Source organism: Roseobacter sp. TSBP12, assembly GCF_009129705.1.
Classification (GTDB): Bacteria; Pseudomonadota; Alphaproteobacteria; order Rhodobacterales; family Rhodobacteraceae; genus Celeribacter; species Celeribacter baekdonensis_A.
The window spans coordinates 146496-164331 of the sequence record NZ_PYIB01000026.1 but is presented as its reverse complement, the minus strand read 5'-3'; the positions used below and the strand labels follow the sequence as shown (position 1 = coordinate 164331).

The window sequence follows — 17836 nt, the reverse complement described above, 5'->3', positions numbered from 1 at the left end:
TTAACCTGTGGCCTAGCCCGTATGCGGCCCGAACGCTGCACCATGATATGGGGCGCTTTTGCCCCCCTTTTTGAGCCATCTCTGCGGTGTTTCAAGCCTTGAGTGGAATTTGCTCGGACTGGTAGCCATCCACCCGCTCCATCGCCACCTTGCGCAATTTTTGCGGGTTCGCCGTGTCGATGGCCACCTGAACTTCGCGCAACATTCCCGCGATTTGAATCTCGCTCAGCCGCGCCTCCTCGGCGCGCAAGATTTTCGGATGCGGCGTTTTACACAGGCTGTCCTCATCGACAAACAGCTCTTCAAATAGCTTTTCACCGGGGCGCAGGCCCGTGATTTTGATCTCAATGTCACCCTCGCCCGTCACCGGATCCTTGACCCGGCGCCCGGACAGGCGGATCAGTTTGCGGGCAATATTGATGATTTTTTGCGGTTTCCCCATGTCCAATACGAACACATCGCCGCCTTCGGCATAGGCCCCGGCCAAAAGCACAAGACGCGCGGCCTCAGAGACTGTCATGAAATACCGGTTCATCTCTGGATGGGTGACGGTCACCGGTCCGCCCGCTTCGATTTGCGCCTGAAACAGCGGCAACACCGAGCCGGACGACCCCAAGACATTGCCAAAGCGCACCATGGCAAATTTGGTGTCCGGTGCGCGGGTTTGCACATCCTGAACGATCAATTCCGCCAAACGCTTTGTCGCCCCCATCACGCTGGTCGGGCGGACTGCCTTATCGGTTGACACAAGGATAAAACGCTCAATGCCCGCAGAAACGGCGGCATCGGCCAAAATTTTCGTGCCCAGAATATTGTTGCGCGCGCCCTCAAGCTCATTGCCCTCGACCAAAGGCACATGCTTGTAGGCGGCAGCGTGAAGGATGATTTCCACCTTCTCCTCGGCCATCACCTGACGCAAGCGCATGGGATCGGTGACCGAGCCAAGCCGGGAACAAATCTCGACCGCGCATGATTGGGTACGCTTGGCCAGATCGAGGTCTGCCATATAGAGATTGTATTCGCTTTGCTCGAACAACACGATTTTGGCTGGGCGACAGGCGATCAACTGACGGCACAATTCAGAGCCAATAGACCCGCCTGCCCCGGTGACCATCACCACACGCCCGGCATAGCTCTTGGCCACCTCAGGGGTCTCAAGATCAACTTTGTCGCGCCCCAGGATGTCATGCGGATCAACCGTGCGCAATTTTTCATTGCCGCGATCCGCCAGCAAATCAATGAAGGATGGCAAAATCTGCACGTCAATATCGGCGCGAAGACACATATCGACAATCGCCTTCTGCCGCGCCTTGGCGCTATCGGGCAAAGCGATGATCAGCTTTGAGATGGATTGGCGAAACATATCGGCGATTAAATCTTTTGGCGAGCACACAGGTATGCCGCCGATTTCCATCCCGTGCATGGTGGGATTGTCGTCAAAAAATGCAACCGGGCGCATGTCCGACGATTGGCTCAACGCCGAGGCCAATTGCACCCCGGCGGGTCCGGCACCAAACACGGCGACCGTTTGGCGTTTGTGCAAATGTTCCCGAAGGTGGCCGAACACAGACACTGCAATGGCACGGGTTCCGACCATGCCAGCAAAAGAAAACACGCCAAAAGTCAGCGTGTTGGCCAACATATGCGGCACACCGAGGCCAAGAGAGACAATCATCAGGCTCAGCATGATCGCGAGGTTGGCCTTGGCGATATTAAGCACATCGCCAGAGTTCAGCATCACGAGTTTAATCCGTTGAAGACGAAACCCCGTGATCATGGCCAGCCCAAACAGACCCACCACAAGGTAAAGCCAAAACATGCCCGGATAGGACGCAGGAAAATCCGCGCCAAAGAGCAAGATATGTGTCATCGTGAGTGCCGCGAATAAGACCCCGACGTCGTTTGCCATCAAAACAGCGCGCACAACATGCACAGGCAGGGAGGTCATACCAACGATTAAAACTCTTCTGTACACTCGATTACTCGCTCAAAAAGTGTATTTTCCCTTTCTTCCTTGCAAAAAGCATGGGCTTGGGAAAGGGCGTATGTGTATTAAAACCGAAACTGTGTAAAAAAGTACCAGATTGATCAGCGAAGGACCGCCGAGGGACCGCCGGACCTCATCGTCTCTGCAGAACGGCAGCGCAGGTAATGGCCAATATCTTGACGTCGAAACAGACAGTTGCATGTCTTTGATAGATCAGATCCAAACACGCCTTTCGGGGCACGCACCGGCGGGCATAGACATCATCCGTTTGCTCAAAACTGACGCATTTGGACAAAAGGCGTTCTTCATGGGCGTGGAAATATAAACTCGCCAAACCCGTCACGCCGGGGCGGTTTTTCAGGACATCCGCATAGAGATCGGGAAACCGCTCAACATAGGCTCTAAGCGGCGGGCGCGGACCGACAAAGGACATATCCCCGCGCAGAATGTTCCAAAGCTGCGGCAGTTCATCCAACCGGGTTTTCCTCAGAAAACGCCCAATTCTTGTCACCCGCGTGGCCTTATCGCCACCGGACACGCCGCTGTCATTTTGCGCCACGGTCATGGTGCGGAATTTGATCAGTTGAAAGCCTGTGTCTGCGGTTTTCATCCGCTCGGAGGTGTAGAAAATCGGCGCACCGTCCCGAAACAGGATCAACAGCGCCACGATGGCAAAGGCGGGCCATAGCAGAGCCGCCAAAACAAGCGCAAAGACGATATCAAAGAGTCGTTTTCGACCTGTCATAATACGCCTCGCAGCCGCTGCCATTCGGCAACAATATCTGCCGCAGTGTCGCCCACCCGGACCTGCGGGCAGATGTCAAAAAGAGCAGTACAGTTCAACGCGATGTTTTGATGTCCCGAGGCGGATACGGGTACGGCCGTCCATGGCTCTTCCGCCGCTTCCAAGAGCGCATTCATCGACACTGGGTGACGCGCCCCTAGGTTGAGTACAGACGGCAAGGGTTGATCCGTTACGATCAGCGCACAAAGCAGACGAAACAGGCTCAGAGGTCCGATATAAGACCGGCGCGGACCTTCGCCATCGGGGAACATATCCAGCCGCAACGGCGCATCGCCTGATGCCCGCGCCATGGCATTGCCCAAAAGCATATCCGCCCCCGCGACATTGCCAATGCGCAGGCAACAGATCTCAAGCCCCAATGCATCCGCTCGCCGGGCGCACAGTGCCTCCATCTCCATCTTCGCCGCGCCATAGGCGTTGAGCGGGTGGAGCGTATCGGTTTCGACAAAAGGACACCCCATCCCCGCGCCATAGACGGCAGAAGAGGACGCCACGATGAGTTTTGAAATCCCCGCTGACTGAGCCGCAGAGATCGCCGCGTCCACGATCTCGACGTTGGCTTTCATCTCAGCCGGATCGTCTTTGCGCCCGGTTTGGGACACGCCGGCAAAGACCAAAAGCGCATCCAGCCCGCCCCGGCGCGCGGCTTCATGGATCAGAGGCTGCGGGTCCGTGAGGTCAGGCCAGTGAAAACCGGTCTTCGGGTCAGGCGGGGGTGCGCGAAATTGCCATGTGATCTTTATATGCTCCGCAGGTTCCGCCCGTGATGCCGCACGCAACAGCGCGCCGATCCGCCCGGAGGCCCCGATGACTGCGGCGCGGTGGTTTGACATGCTCGCGTGGTGTCCTGTTCACATCTTTGAACGCCATGCTACCGAGCCGCGCGCCAAGGTGCCAGTCCCGAAAACCACCCTTTCACTCCCGGCTCAGCGCGACAACAGGATCGAGGCGCGCCGCATTGCGTGCCGGAAGAAAGCCAAAGGTGATCCCGATCAAGGTCGAGGACAGGAATGCGACGACAACGGCCGCGACCGAGAAACTCAATCGCACACTGTCCACAAAGCGTTCCACCAGAACCCCGCCAATCAACGCCGCCGCAATCCCAATCACCCCACCGACGAGACAGACCATCACGGCCTCCAGCAAAAACTGGCTGACAATATCGGAGCGCCGCGCCCCGATGGCGATGCGCACGCCGATCTCTTTGGTCCGTTCAGTCACAGAGACCAACATGATGTTCATCACGCCAATCCCGCCGACGATCAGTGAAATCACCGCAATCATCGCCACAAGATAGGTCAGTGTTTCGGTCGTTGAAGTGATGGTTTCACGGATCGTGTCCGTGTTGGTCAAAAAGAAATCCTTGGAACCGTGGCGCGCGGTCAAAAGTGCGGAAATCTGGGCTTCGGCCTCGGCCATATCGAAATCGTCAACCACCCGAATGCCAATGCTATCGAGGTTGTTTTGTCCCGACACCCGCGCCATCGCCGTGGTGTAGGGCACCCAGACATTGAGCGAAGACGGACCAAACGTGGCTCCTGTCGAACGCACCACGCCGATCACCCGGACCGGCACATGGCCTAATATCAATACCTGCCCCAAAGGATCGACCCCTGTGTCAAAAAACGTGCCTTGCGTGTCCTCATCAATCACCGCGACCTGCGTGTAACTCGTGACATCGCTGTCACTGAACACGGTGCCAGAGACGGTCTCATAGGCGTGGACCTGAAAGTAATCGCCACTCACCCCGCTGATCGTCGCGGAGGCTTCGGTGTTGCGATAGATCACCGAGGCCTGTGTGGACACGGCGGGAGACACGCTGTCGGCGAAAGGCATCAAGGACAGGGCATCGGCATCTGAGGGCATCAGCGTTTCGATCCGCCCGGAATCCCGCGCGCCAAAGCCCGAGCCAGCGCGCACCGAAATCGTGTTGGTGCCCAGAGAGCTGATACTTTCGAGCACCTTTTCCTGCGTGCCATTGCCAAGCGCCACGACCAGCACCACGGAGGCGATACCGATAATGATGCCGAGCATGGTCAGAAAAGAGCGGGTGCGATGCGCCAACATCGCCTTGAGCGAAATATTGAACGCCTCCCCCAACCTCTGCACCGCCGCGCCGATATGGGCGCTGGCGGGCGGGATTTGCGCCTTATAGGCGGTCTTGTTTTCGGGGTCTTTGCCGTCTTGCCGCTGATCCGAAATGATCCGTCCATCGCTGATCTCGATGATCCGATGGGCATGTTTGGCCACATTCGGGTCGTGTGTGACCATGGCGATGGTGTGGCCCCTGGCGTTGAGATCCAGCAAAAGCTCAATCAGGTCATCACCGCTTTTGGTGTCCAATGCGCCAGTCGGTTCATCGGCCAGGATCACCTCGCCCCCATTCATCAGGGCACGCGCCACAGAGACGCGTTGCTGCTGGCCGCCGGACAGTTCGGTAGGGCGATGATCAAAACGCGTCTCCAAGCCCAATTGGGTCAACAGCTCTTTGGCGTGTTCTCGCCGCGCGGTGCGCCCGACCCCGGCATAAATCGCGGGCACCTCGACATTCCCGACCGCATCCAGATCGGACAGCAATTGATAGCGTTGGAAAATAAAGCCGAAATGTTCGCGCCGCAGCCGCGACAATTCGTCAGGATCAAGATCTTCCACATCCTTGCCATCAAACATATATGTCCCGGCACTGGCCCGATCGAGACAGCCGAGGATGTTCATCAGGGTCGATTTACCTGAGCCCGAGGTGCCGATAATGGCCACCATTTCGCCGGGGTAAATGTCGATATCCACGTCGCGCAACACGGTGATGACCTCTTCCCCTGCGGGAAAACTGCGGGTCAGACCGCGCGCGGAAATAAGCGGGTTGGGCCTTATGGCATCGGTCATGTCAGAACCCCATTCCCGGACCCATGCGTCCAGAACTGCCTGTGGGTGCCGCAACGGCTGCCCCGGTCACCACCCAATCGCCCTCGCTCACACCTGAGATGATTTCCGCCGTCACTTTGTCGTTCAGCCCCACCTCAACCGGCTGCATTTTTTCTGCACCGCTGGTGGCGTCATACACCATGACAAACCTCTGCCCCTCTGCATCCGTATTCAAAGCCGCGGCAGGCACGGTCAACACATTCACCGCCTCATCCAAGACCACGGACACCTGTGTCGTCATCCCGATCCGCAACACATGATCCGGGTTATCCACCTCAAGAATGCCATTGTAATAAATCGCCTCATCGGTCGAAATCGTATCGCTGTCCTCGATCTCCGAGGGGGCGGGTTCGATGTCGCGCACGGTGGCGGCAAAGGCGTTGTCGGGTTCTCCAAGAATGGTAAAGCTGACCTTTTGCCCCGCCGCGACATGCACCACATCGGCCTCTGAAATTTCGGCTTTGACGAGCATCTTGTCGAGGTTGGCCAATTTCACCAAGGTCGGAGAGGTCGTGTTGGCATTCACCGTTTGACCTTCATCCACGACCACGGCCACAACCGTGCCGCTGATCGGCGCCGTCACCGTGGTGCGGTCCAGCGCGATTTTCGCGGTCGACACATTGACCTCTGCGCTTGATTTTTGTGCGTCCAACGCCTCAAGCTCGGCCTCATAAACCGCCAGATCGGCAATCGCGCTTTCGACATCTTCTTGCGAGGCGTAGTTTTGTTTGTTCAGCTCATTCAACCGATTCAAGGACAGTTGCGCCTTTTTCAAACTCGCATGTTTCGCCGCAATCTGCGCGTTGATATTGGCCAATTCCGCTTCGGCCTGAAGCACGTCGTTGTGTTGGTCCTGACTGTCGATCTGCGCGATCAAATCACCCGCCGCCACGGTTTGGCCCAAAGCGACGGCCATCGTTTCGATCTGACCCGAGGTGCGCGCACCGACGCTGATCAATTGCTTGGCTTCGATCGTGCCTGAGGCCAGCACAGTCTCGGACACCGATCCCCGCATGACACGCGCCGTTTGCGGCGGGGCTTGGTCGTCCTTGCTCGCATACTGGGTCCAGCCCCAATAGCCCGCTCCACAGAGCAGAATGACAATCAAAAAACGAAGGGAGGGTTTCATATCGAACCTTTCAAATGCCGCAGCGCAGAGAGCTTGAACCTGTAATACGCAGGAGCGTCGGATTTCCGTCGCACATATCTCGCTGAGGGGCCAAATTCAAAAGAGCCGCCAAAGGGGTCTCGGCGGCTCAAATTTTGATTTTGTTGTGAGGGTTAGCTCAATCAGGACGTTGGGACCATCGTCGCGACCGCGCCATGAGCCTCTTCATAATGATCCAGCTCCGTTTCATACCACGCGGTGCCGCGCGACGCGCTGCCCAAGGCCAGAAACAACTCCGCTTCGGATGCCGCAGGCAGCAGGGCAGAAAACACATCCCAACCCGCCACATCGCCTTCGGCCTCAAAGCCCAAAACCTGTCCCTTGAGACCCGTCACCAAAGGCACCAATCCACCGGAAAACGGGCTTGGGACATGAATGCTGATCCGGTGGATCGGCTGCAAGACAATGGGTTTCGCCTCGGCCATCGCCTCGCGCACAGCGCCTTTGGCGGCGGTGCGGAAGGCATGATCAGAGCTGTCCACCGCATGGTGTTTGCCATCTTTGAGCGTGACTTTGATGTCCACCACGGGCCATCCGTTTGGCCCCTCGGCCAGCGCATCGCACACCCCCGCTTCCACCGCCGACATGTAATTGCGCGGCACCGCGCCGCCTTTGACCGTTTCGGCAAAGACAAAACCATCGCCACGCGGCAAGGGTTCGATCTCGATCACCACATCGGCAAATTGACCGGCACCACCGGATTGTTTGCGGTGGCGGTGCTGGGTCTCGACCCGGCGGGTGATGGTTTCAAACAGCGCCGGAGGGATCGCCTCAAGGGTGACCGACACGCCGAAGACCTCGTCGAGTTTGCTCACAACGCGGCGTTGATGAAGCTGGTCTTGGGTCGCTAAAATCACTTTGCCGCTTTGGCTGTCCTGCTCCACGCTCAGCCCCGGATCAATCTCGGCCAGTTTTGCCAAAGCCAAGGACAAGCGCGCGTCATCGCGGTCATTGACGGGTGAGATCAAGCATCTGTGTTTTGGCGCATGTGCCGCGACCCAAACCGGCGCCTCCATCGGCCCACTCGCGCCATAGACCGGCGCGCGCAGGGACAGGTGATCGGTTTTCACCGTCAATGCGAGGGCACCGGGGGCAAGTTGGCTCACCGGGGTTTTGGCATCAATGTCAACGAGGCTGCCGATACTGCCGCCCGCCACTTGCGCGCCCGCCGAAATCTTGGCCCCCACAGGGCGGATCAGCACGGTTTTGCCAAGATGTTTGACCTGATCGGCAAAAATCCCGACCGCCACAGGAGACGTGCCCAACCGTTCTGACAGCACTTCAATCCCCGGCACTTCATGGCGCAGGCTTTTCATCAACCGGGTCAGACCATTGCCCTTTGCAGCCGCCCCCAAAAAGGTCGGGATCAGGTCGTGATGCTGAAGCACTTTGGTCGAGACCTCATAGATCTCGGCACTCATCACCTGTTGGTCCTCGATCAATTCTTCCAACAGCGCATCGTCAAAATCGGCAAGATGTTCGAGCAAATCGGCGCGGGCCTCTTGTTCGCGCGCCCGCATATCTTTCGGCAGTTCCATCAAGGACGAGCGCGCGCCGTCATGGAACGCCCAAGCGCGCTCAGAGATCAGATCCACCACGCCGGTGATTTCACCATTCTCGCGGATCGGCACTTCGCGCAGCACGATGCCATGGGCCGAATAGGCTTGCAGTGCGGCGACCACATCGCTGATGCGGTCGGTTGCGACATCAAGTTTGTTGACGAAAATCAGCGTCGGTAGATTGGCCGCCTCAAGCAGGCGCAAATAAGGCGCGGCCAAAACCGCCGCATCCACATCCGCCGACACGCACAGCACTGCCGCGTCACTGCCCGCCAAGGCCGATCCGGCCAGTGACAGGCCCTCCGCCCCGCCCGGACACTCCAGCACGGCCCAATCTTCATCCAGATAGCGAAACATCGTGACCGCAGCCTCGCCAAACAGGCTCAAAGAGCGGAATGTTCCCGTCTCAAGCCCGGCGAGCGCTTTGGCCAATGTTGATTTGCCTGATTGAGATGGGCCTAAAATGGTGACGGTTTTCATGCGGGAATCCTCCGGGTCATCGTGCTTTACGCTACACGTCAAAAAGCGTGATTGGGGATAAGACTACGCCCCAGCGTAGCGCTCGGCCTTGGTTCAGGTCAAACTGAGACAGAATTGTTGAACGGTCCAGTGTCAGACGATGCCCGCTTGGCGAATGTCCGTACGGGCGAAGTCGATCAAAGCACGCACTTTAAGAGGCAAGGTGCGCCCTTCAAGATAGATCGCGCTGATCGGGTGGCCGGGAGGATCAAACCCGTCCAAAAGCGACACCAAACGCCCGGTCTCAAGATCATCCCCCAAGACAAAGCGCGGGCAAAAGGCGATCCCTTGCCCGGCGACGGCCAAATCCCGCGCCGCGCGCGCGCTGTTGACCATGAACCGGCTGCGCACGGTGACGGCAATCTCTTGTGCACCATCCACAAACACCCAGTGCGCCGGGCGGCGGCGGTTGGTGTCGATGATACAACCGTGATGTGCCAGATCTTTGGGCCGCTTTGGTGCAGGGTGATCCGCGAGATAGGCCGGGGCGGCAACAACGACGCTTTGGATTTCGCCCAGTTTGCGCATCTTTAACGTCGGCTGATCCAGGGTGCCGATCCGAAACGCCAGATCGACCCCTTCGGCGGCCAGATCGACATAGCTGTCGTTGAGCCGCAAGTCGATGGTCAGGTCAGGATGCGGGGCGGCGAAGCGTTGCATCAGGCCCTGCACATAGGTTTCACCAAAGGTCACAGGGGCGGATACCCGCAGCGTACCGGAAAACCCACGACTGTCCTCGGTCACCGCCGAGAGCATCGCATCGAGTTCGTCCAAAAGCGCGGGCGCACGGGCCAAAAGCTCTTCGCCCGCCGAGGTGACCCCAACCTTGCGCGTGGTGCGTTGCAACACCCGCACGCCAAGGCGCTGTTCGAGCTCGGCGACATATTTTGACGTCAACCGATTGGACATGCCAAGCCGGTCCGCCGCCGCAGTAAACGACCCGGTTTGCGCCGTGGCCACAAAGGCTTTGAGCCCGTCAATCAGGTCCATCACGCAACCATTGGGAATGTTTTGTTCCTAGTCATTCCATATATTCGCTATTTCATTCCCTCACATCAAGTACCATCTTTGGCTCAAGCATTGGGACAAAGAGCCCCCAGCACAGCACCAGCCCCGCAAAGGACATCACTATGAGCCTCGCACAAGACCTGCAAAACCTGAAAGACCGTCTCACATCCTCGGATCGGATGCCGGTTGTGTTTTTGGGCCATGGTAGCCCGATGAACGCCATCGAAGACAATGCCTATTCGCGTAGTTGGGCCGAGTTAGGGTCTTCTTTGCCGCGACCACAGGCAATTTTGGTGGTGTCGGCGCATTGGATGACACGGGGGTCAACGCTGGTGGATGTGTCGCGCATGCCGAAGACCATCCATGATTTTTATGGCTTCCCACAGGAGCTGTTTGCCCAACACTACCCCGCCCAAGGCGCACCCGATGTGGCCAATGAGGTCGTCTCTCTTCTCGCCAGCCACCACGCCGAGGGCGATGACACATGGGGCCTGGATCACGGCGCGTGGTCGGTTTTGACATGGCTCTACCCTGAGGCCGATGTCCCGGTGTTTCAGCTGTCGATTGATATGACCAAGGACTTGCCGCATCATCTTGAGATTGGTCAGGCGCTTGCCGATCTGCGCCATCGCGGGGTGTTGATCCTCGGCTCCGGCAATATCGTTCACAACCTGCGCAGGATGAAATATGGCGCGAAACCCTATGACTGGGCGCTGGAGTTTGACGGGATGTTTGCCGAACGCCTTATGGCCCGCGACCATGCCGCACTCTCAGACCGTGAAGGGCTTGGCAGCCTGTTGACACTGGCGCATCCGTCGCTGGATCACTACCTTCCGGCGCTGACCATTGCGGGGGCTTCAGACGCCAAAGATGAGGTGATGTTCATGAACTCCTCCATCGACATCGCCTCGGTGTCGATGCGCAGCTTCGTCTATTATTGACGGCGCTTAGGTGACGTCCTCAAGCGGGATCACATCTACCGCCTGACGGCTTTCCTGCCCGCCTGAGGTCCGCATCACGCCACGCACAGGCGCGACATCACCATAATCGCGCCCGTAGCCCACGGTGATGTAATCCGTACCGGCAAACTGGTCATTGGTCGGGTCGAATTCGATCCAACCAGTCTCCTGACCGACCCAAGCGCGCACCCACGCATGCATCGCATCCGCCCCCTCAAGGCGCGGTTGTCCGGGGGGCGCGAAGGTACGCAAAAACCCCGAGACATAGCCCGCCGGAATGCCGATCCCGCGCAGGGCGGCGATCATCACATGGGCGAAATCCTGACAGACGCCATGACGGTTTTCAAAGGCCTCTTCGGGCGGCGTGTTCACGTCGGTCGCTTCGGGATCAAACGTCATATCGCGGTGCAGCGCCCGGCCCAGCACCTCGACAACCTGCATCGCAGTCATGTCCGGGTCGACAAGATCGCGGGCATAGGCCGTCATCGCGGGCGACGGCGACACCAGCGGCGAGGCGGAGGCAAAGTGATGCGGCGCATCCGGGCCAAGCCCATGCACCGCACTCAGATCCCGTGCGAACTCCGCCAGACGCGGCGAAAAATCAAGTGGCACGATGGTGTCAAACCGCTCCACTTTGGCGGTGAGATTGAGAGACATGGCGTCAATCGGATGGTGCCACGCCACCATGCTCATTGCGTTGCCAAAAAAATCAACGCCATCGCGGCGTTCATCGGGCCGGGGCGTGACCTGAAGCAGGCGTTGCCGGACCTGTTGCACGCCCACAATATTGGAGGGCAACAGCCGCACCAAATTGCGCGCCCGATCCGAGGTGGCCGCATAATTATATTCGATCGTCAGGCTCACGTCATACAACATCGCTTACCTCAAATACGCCGCGGAAATCAGATCGGAAATCCGCGCCAAATCCGCCCTGATGGACATCAGCCGCTCCGGCGTCATCTCGACCGGCATGGCACAAGCAATCCCGGTCTCAAGCGGCAAGATTGTACGCAACAAGTCGGACGGACGACCATGCAAATGGGCGTTGGGCAAAGCCTCGGCATGCTGGCGCAGGGCGCGGATCAAGAACAGCAGCGCACGCGGGTTGTCAGCGTCCAAAGCCAAGAGATCCACCACGGTGTCGCGGCTGGTTTCGACCCGATAGCGGCGCTGATGGGTGATGATCGAATCCCCCACTTCAACTGCCAAATCGAGCGCGCCCTCCGGCGCATCCTCGCCGGTGAACCGCGCCAAAAGCGAGGCCATCGCATCCGAGCGTTCCAAAGCCCGGCCAATGCTCAAAAACCGCCACCCGGCAAATCGGTACATGTTTTCGTGCACGAGTCCGGTGATCCCGGCGATTTTGCGGACCAAAACCGACATCGCCCGCGCGCAATCGTCGCCGGGCTGGACCGTTTTGGTCATCCGCGTGGCGGTTTTCAACAAATCGCTCAGCGCCGAAATGCCATCGGTCGAAAACCGATCGCGCACGTTGAACGCGCAATTGCGCGCCGTGTTGATGCGCGAAATCAACGCCTCGGGCACGGTTTGGGACAGATCAAACCCGTATCCTGCCATATAGCTGCGCAGGGCTTTCAAACGCGGGTCATTGCGATTGTCGGTGGCGGCCAAGCGCAAATGATAGGCCCGGATCAAACGCGCCGCATCTTCGGTGCGCTCCACATAGCGCCCCAGCCAAAACAGGTTGTCAGCGGCGCGCGCCGGGAGAATACCGGGGGCGGCGCGACGGAAATTACCATCGGACGGGACGGCGGATTTTGTGTGCGGCAGAGGCCGATCCGAGACCACCCAAACGTCCGCCACCGATCCGCCGCGCTGCATCGCGAGGGCGGTGACATCTTCACTGCGGCCAATACGAGCATAACCGCCCTTCATGAACTGCCAGCCCTCAGAAGTCCGTGCGGCAAAGATCCGCACGGTCATCGGACGCGGCACAACCCGGCCACTGCCTTCGCCATCCGCCTGCCATGCGGGCGTGGTCGAAAGCGTCACCGCCTCTTGACCCACAAGCCGGTCGCCTTCGCGCTCAAGCCAATCGGAGATCGACCCCATCGCTGTGCCGCGGAATTCCCCGCCCAGCGCCGTTGTCGCCCCAAGATCAAACGGTAGATCCACCGCATCCGCCGGGCTGATCAGCATGTTTTGTGCGTTCTTTTGGACATAGGCCCGCTCCCGCGTCCCGCCACACCACCATGTTGCAATGTTGGGCAGGGCCAAAGGCTGTCCGGTGAGCACCTTTGACATGCGCGGCAAAAACGCCATCATCGCCCGCATCTCAAGCACACCCGAGCCAAGCGCGTTGGCCATGCCAAGGTGCCCGGCCCGAACCGCTTCCATAAGACCCGGCGTGCCGATATGCGAGGTTGGATTGAACTCAATCGGGTCGGCAAAGGCCGCATCAATCCGGCGCCACAACATGCCAAGCGGTTGCAACCCCTCGATCGTGCGCACCATGGCTTGGGCATTTTCGACCACGATGTCTTCGCCCTCAAGCAACATCATCCCAAGGTAGCGCGCGATATAGGTATGTTCGTAATAGGTGTCGTTGGAGGGGCCGGGTGTCAGAATGCCACTGACCCGGTGCGGTTCCCATTGTGGCGAGGCCAGACGTTCCATCGCATTGCGGAAAGTACCGAAAAAGCCCGACAGTTTGTGGATATGCGCCCGCGGAAAGCGTTCGGGGAAAATCCGCCCCGTCGCCATCCGGTTTTCAAGCGCAAATCCCGCCCCCGAGGGCGCCTGTGTCCGGTCGCCCAGAACAAACCATGTGCCGTCCGGCGAACGCCCGATCTCGAAGGCGATGAAATGCAGGTAATGCCCGCCGCGCGGTTCCACCCCCACCATCGGGCGCAGCCAGTGCGGCGAGCGCGCAATCAAGGCCGCTGGCAAGTGATCGTCCGCCACCAAACGGCCCGGACCATAGAGATCGGTCATGACCCGTTCCAAAAGATCGGCGCGCTGCGTCAACCCGGCACAGATCGTGGCCCATTCGTCTTCGTGCAGGATCACCGGGATGTGGCTCAGGGGCCAATCCCGTTCCGCCAGAGGGTCGTTGGAGTATTGGCGGTAAAACACGCCCGCATCGCGCAGATATTGATCGCCGCGCTCAAAGCGTGCTTCAATCTCGGCGGGGGTCAGGCGAGCAAAGCGATCGACAAACCGCCGCCACACCGGGCGCATCTGGCCTTTGGCATCAAACAACTCATCGGCCACGCCCGGGCGTTGCAGATAGGCGGAAAAGAAATCCGACGTCACGTCAGTGGGCCGCGCTGAATTGGGCATGATGTCCCTTGGGTATCCTAACCTTGCCTCTGGGGCGTTTCGCGGGATTAGACTACCGCAAAACGCCCTAAACAAGGCTTAAAGCAGACCGATGGGCCTCCTGAGGTCAAGGGTCAAGGGAAATTCGGGATGCGGGACCTCAGTGGCGGGCGTGTAGGCCCCCGGCGCATGGCCATAGGGTTCAAACCGTGCCAAACGCCGCGCTTCGGCCTCGTTGCCATTGACCGGGAAGGTGTCATAGCTGCGCCCGCCCGGATGCGCAACGTGATAGGTACAGCCCGAAAGCGCCCGACCCGTCCAATCATCATAGATGTCAAAGGTCAGCGGCGCGTTGACCGGTAAGACCGGATGCAGCGCCTCTGGCGGTTGCCACGCCTTGAAGCGAACGCCACCGACAGAGGTGCCAGAGGTCGCGGTGCGCGCCATCGGCACGGGGCGTTGATTGCACATGATGCGGTAGCGATCCTGATGCAGCGTGGTCATTTTAACCTGAAGCCGTTCGACCGAACTATCGGTGTAGCGCACGGTGCCACCAATCGCGCCGGTTTCGCCCAACACATGCCACGGCTCAAGCGCCTGACGGATTTCAAGATGAACGCCCTCGGCCTCGATCTGACCGCAGAACGGGAAACGGAACTCGGCCTGCGCGACATACCATTCCGGGTCCAACTCGAACCCGTGCAATTTGAGATCGGCCAAAAGCGACAAAAGATCTTCCCACAGAAAATGCGGCAACATGAACCGATCATGCAACACCGTGCCCCAACGCACCGGCTTGCCCTCAACGGGCGCGTTCCAACAGCGCGCGATGATGGCGCGCAGCAACACCTGTTGCGCAAGGCTCATGCGCGGATGCGGTGGCATCTCGAAGCCCCGGAATTCGACCAAGCCAAGCCGCCCGGTCGGCCCATCTGGGGAGAACAATTTGTCGATACAAATCTCGGCGCGGTGGGTGTTGCCCGTCACATCGGTCAACATGTTGCGCAACAGACGGTCGACCAACCACGCGGGCGGCACCGCGCCCTCGGTCGGAGGCGTGATCTGCGACAGGGCGATTTCGAGCTCATAAAGCGTGTCGTGCCGCGCCTCATCAATACGCGGAGCTTGGGACGTTGGGCCGATGAACAACCCAGAGAACAGATAAGACAGCGCCGGATGACGTTGCCAGATCAGGATCAGAGATTTGAGCAAATCCGGACGACGCAGGAAGGGCGAATCCGCAGGTGTCGCCCCGCCGACAACAACGTGGTTGCCGCCGCCGGTTCCGGTATGGCGCCCGTCGATCATGAATTTATCCGCGCCCAGACGCGACAAACGCGCCTCTGCATAGATCGCCTCCGTGGTGGCAACACAATCGTCCCAGCTATGCGCCGGGTGAATATTCACCTCGATCACGCCGGGATCGGGGGCGACACGGATCACATTCAAACGCGGGTCTTCGGGCGGGGAATAGCCTTCGACATGGATCGGCAGGCCAAGCTCTTCGGCGGTGTCTTCGGCTGCAGCCAACAGTTCAAGGTAATCCTCAAGCGCCTCACAGGGCGGCATGAACAGGCACAACCGCCCGTCGCGCGGCTCAATCGCAATCGCGGTGCGCACTTCGCTGGTGGACGGATCAATGCCCTGCGCGATAAGCGCCTGACGTTCGGCCTCAGACACTTTGGCTTGGCTCACGGGTTGGCTGTGGCCCTCGGATGCCTCAGGCAAAAGATCGGATTTTTCCTTGGCTTCCTGTGCCGCACGCGCCTCTTCTTCGGCGGCCAATCGGGCGATTTCGTCCTCCACCCGCTTGCGCCGTTCAGACAGCTTTTTGTGGAAATCCGGTAAAGGCCCGTGATCCATCATCGGGTCAGACGGATAGGAATAGGGGAAACTCGCCGGAGGAATATGCGGCAAAGCGCCCAAAGGCAGGCGGAAGCCTACCGGGCTATCACCGGGCACCAAAAACAAATGCCCGCGCCGGGTTTGCCACAGCTCCGAAATCCAATTTGACCCGGCTTTTGATTGCCAGCGCTGGATCGGCAGGACATAGCCCGAGGGTTCGGTCAACCCGCGCTCAAACACCCGCGCATAGCGAGCGCGGTCTTCGGGGTTCTTCAGCTTGCTGTTTTCCGGGTTCACATTGGGCGGCAGCAGGGATTCTTTCAAAATCCATTCCGCCGGGTCCTCATAGGCAGGTTGGGCGTTGACCGGATCGACACCGAGGTTTTCGGCGAACTTCTTCATAAACGCCCCGGCCTCTGTCGCGCCAGCGGGCACAGGCACATCCTCCTTCGCGATCAGGTCCGGGTTTTTCCAAACCGGTTTACCATCGCGCCGCCAATAGAGCGAAAAGGTCCAACGCGGCAGGCTTTCACCCGGATACCATTTGCCTTGGCCATAATGCAGGAACCCGCCCGGTGCGAACCGGGTTTGCAGCCGCCGGATCAGCTCATCCGCCAAGGCGCGCTTTTGCGGCCCCACGGCTTCGGTGTTCCATTCCGCGCTTTCAAAATCATCAATCGACACAAAGGTCGGCTCACCGCCCATGGTCAGGCGCACGTCTCCCTCTTTCAGCGCTTTATCGACCTTATGACCCAGCGCGTTGAGCCGATCCCATGCCTCATCCGAGAAAGGTTTGGTGATGCGCGGATGTTCAGAGACACGTTTGACCTCCATTTGGAAATCAAAGCTGACCTCAGGTGCGCCGACCGAGGTGTAGCCACCCGAAATCGGCGCGGCGTTGCGGTAATGCGGGGTGGCGGCCAGCGGGATATGGCTTTCGCCGGTCAAAAGCCCGGAGGTCGGATCGAGCCCGATCCAGCCCGCGCCGGGGATAAACACTTCGCACCAGGCATGAAGATCGGTGAAATCATGATCCGTGCCAGAAGGGCCATCGAGCGCCTCGACATCCGGTTTGAGTTGAATGAGATAGCCTGACACAAAGCGCGCGGCCAAACCCAGATGGCGCAGCACCTGCACCAACAACCAACTGGAATCGCGACACGAGCCGGAGCGTTTTTCAAGCGTCTCTTCGGGCGTCTGCACCCCCGCTTCCATCCGAATGGTGTAATTCACGAAATTGGCGATCTGGGCGTTCAGCCCGACCAGAAAATCCACCGTCCGCATCTTTTTGAGATCGAGCGTGCCGATGAATTGCGCCAAAAGCGGGCCTTCGGGTTCGGGGGTGCGGTAGATCACAAGATCGTCCCTGAGGTCCGCCGGATACTCAAACGGCCACTCTTCGGCCTCTTCTTCGATAAAGAAATCGAACGGGTTATAGACGGTCATATCGGCGACAAGATCGACCTCGATTTTGAATTCCCGCACGGGTTCGGGGAACACAAACCGGGTCTGCCAGTTGCCATAGGGATCTTGTTGGCGATTGACGAAATGATTGGCAGGCGAAACCTTGAGCGAATGCGAAATCACCCGCGTGCGCGAATGTGGCGCGGGACGCAGACGGATGATTTGCGGGCCAAGGTCAACATTGCGATCATATTTATAATGGGTGACGTGATGGATGGATGCATAAATCGCCATGGTGTGTTCGCCCTTTGCCCGAATGCCCGATCCCTATCAGACTATAAGTGCTTCATCCCGGCTTCACGGGCAAAACGCCTTGGG

The 17836-nt window shown here is 59.0% G+C and carries 11 protein-coding genes; 1 reads left to right on the top strand and 10 read right to left on the bottom strand.

Annotated features, from left to right (window positions below; genetic code table 11):
- Positions 1 to 91 precede the first annotated feature (91 nt).
- From C8029_RS07670 to C8029_RS07640, 7 genes are all read right to left on the bottom strand, one after another.
- A complete protein-coding gene (locus tag C8029_RS07670) occupies positions 92 to 1948 on the bottom strand; it encodes a polysaccharide biosynthesis protein (RefSeq protein ID WP_009570032.1) in 1857 nt (618 codons plus the stop codon).
- A 172-nt stretch (positions 1949 to 2120) separates the two neighbouring features.
- The gene (locus tag C8029_RS07665; protein ID WP_152002646.1) at positions 2121 to 2732 is read right to left on the bottom strand and encodes a sugar transferase; all 612 of its coding nucleotides are present in this window, start codon (positions 2730 to 2732) and stop codon (positions 2121 to 2123) included.
- Positions 2729 to 3625, bottom strand: coding sequence for an NAD-dependent epimerase/dehydratase family protein (locus C8029_RS07660; protein ID WP_152002645.1), 897 nt, complete (start codon positions 3623 to 3625; stop codon positions 2729 to 2731). The genes C8029_RS07665 and C8029_RS07660 overlap by 4 nt, the downstream gene beginning before the upstream one ends.
- Positions 3626 to 3707: 82 nt before the next feature.
- Complete coding sequence (locus C8029_RS07655; protein ID WP_009570035.1) at positions 3708 to 5675, bottom strand: MacB family efflux pump subunit; 1968 nt, start codon at positions 5673 to 5675, stop codon at positions 3708 to 3710.
- A 1-nt stretch (position 5676) separates the two neighbouring features.
- Positions 5677 to 6843: an efflux RND transporter periplasmic adaptor subunit gene (locus C8029_RS07650; RefSeq protein ID WP_009570036.1), complete on the bottom strand. Its 1167-nt coding sequence runs from the start codon at positions 6841 to 6843 to the stop codon at positions 5677 to 5679.
- A gap of 161 nt (positions 6844 to 7004) precedes the next feature.
- The gene (locus C8029_RS07645) at positions 7005 to 8921 is read right to left on the bottom strand and encodes an elongation factor G (protein ID WP_009570037.1); all 1917 of its coding nucleotides are present in this window, start codon (positions 8919 to 8921) and stop codon (positions 7005 to 7007) included.
- Between the two features lie 132 nt (positions 8922 to 9053).
- On the bottom strand, positions 9054 to 9950 hold the full coding sequence (locus tag C8029_RS07640; protein WP_009570038.1) for a LysR family transcriptional regulator: 897 nt from the start codon (positions 9948 to 9950) through the stop codon (positions 9054 to 9056).
- Between the two features lie 140 nt (positions 9951 to 10090).
- Here C8029_RS07640 and ygiD point away from each other — a divergent pair, with 140 nt between their 5' ends.
- Positions 10091 to 10909, top strand: a complete 819-nt coding sequence (ygiD, locus tag C8029_RS07635; protein WP_152002644.1) for a 4,5-DOPA-extradiol-dioxygenase — start codon at positions 10091 to 10093, stop codon at positions 10907 to 10909.
- Positions 10910 to 10915: 6 nt separating this feature from the next.
- Here the strand turns inward: ygiD and C8029_RS07630 are convergent, their stop codons facing one another.
- From C8029_RS07630 to C8029_RS07620, 3 genes are all read right to left on the bottom strand, one after another.
- Positions 10916 to 11803: a transglutaminase family protein gene (locus tag C8029_RS07630; protein WP_009570040.1), complete on the bottom strand. Its 888-nt coding sequence runs from the start codon at positions 11801 to 11803 to the stop codon at positions 10916 to 10918.
- 3 nt (positions 11804 to 11806) lie between these two features.
- A complete protein-coding gene (locus tag C8029_RS07625) occupies positions 11807 to 14230 on the bottom strand; it encodes a circularly permuted type 2 ATP-grasp protein (RefSeq protein WP_009570041.1) in 2424 nt (807 codons plus the stop codon).
- Between the two features lie 78 nt (positions 14231 to 14308).
- Entirely contained in the window at positions 14309 to 17752 is a 3444-nt protein-coding gene (locus tag C8029_RS07620; RefSeq protein WP_152002643.1) for a transglutaminase family protein, read from the bottom strand.
- Positions 17753 to 17836: the final 84 nt, after the last annotated feature.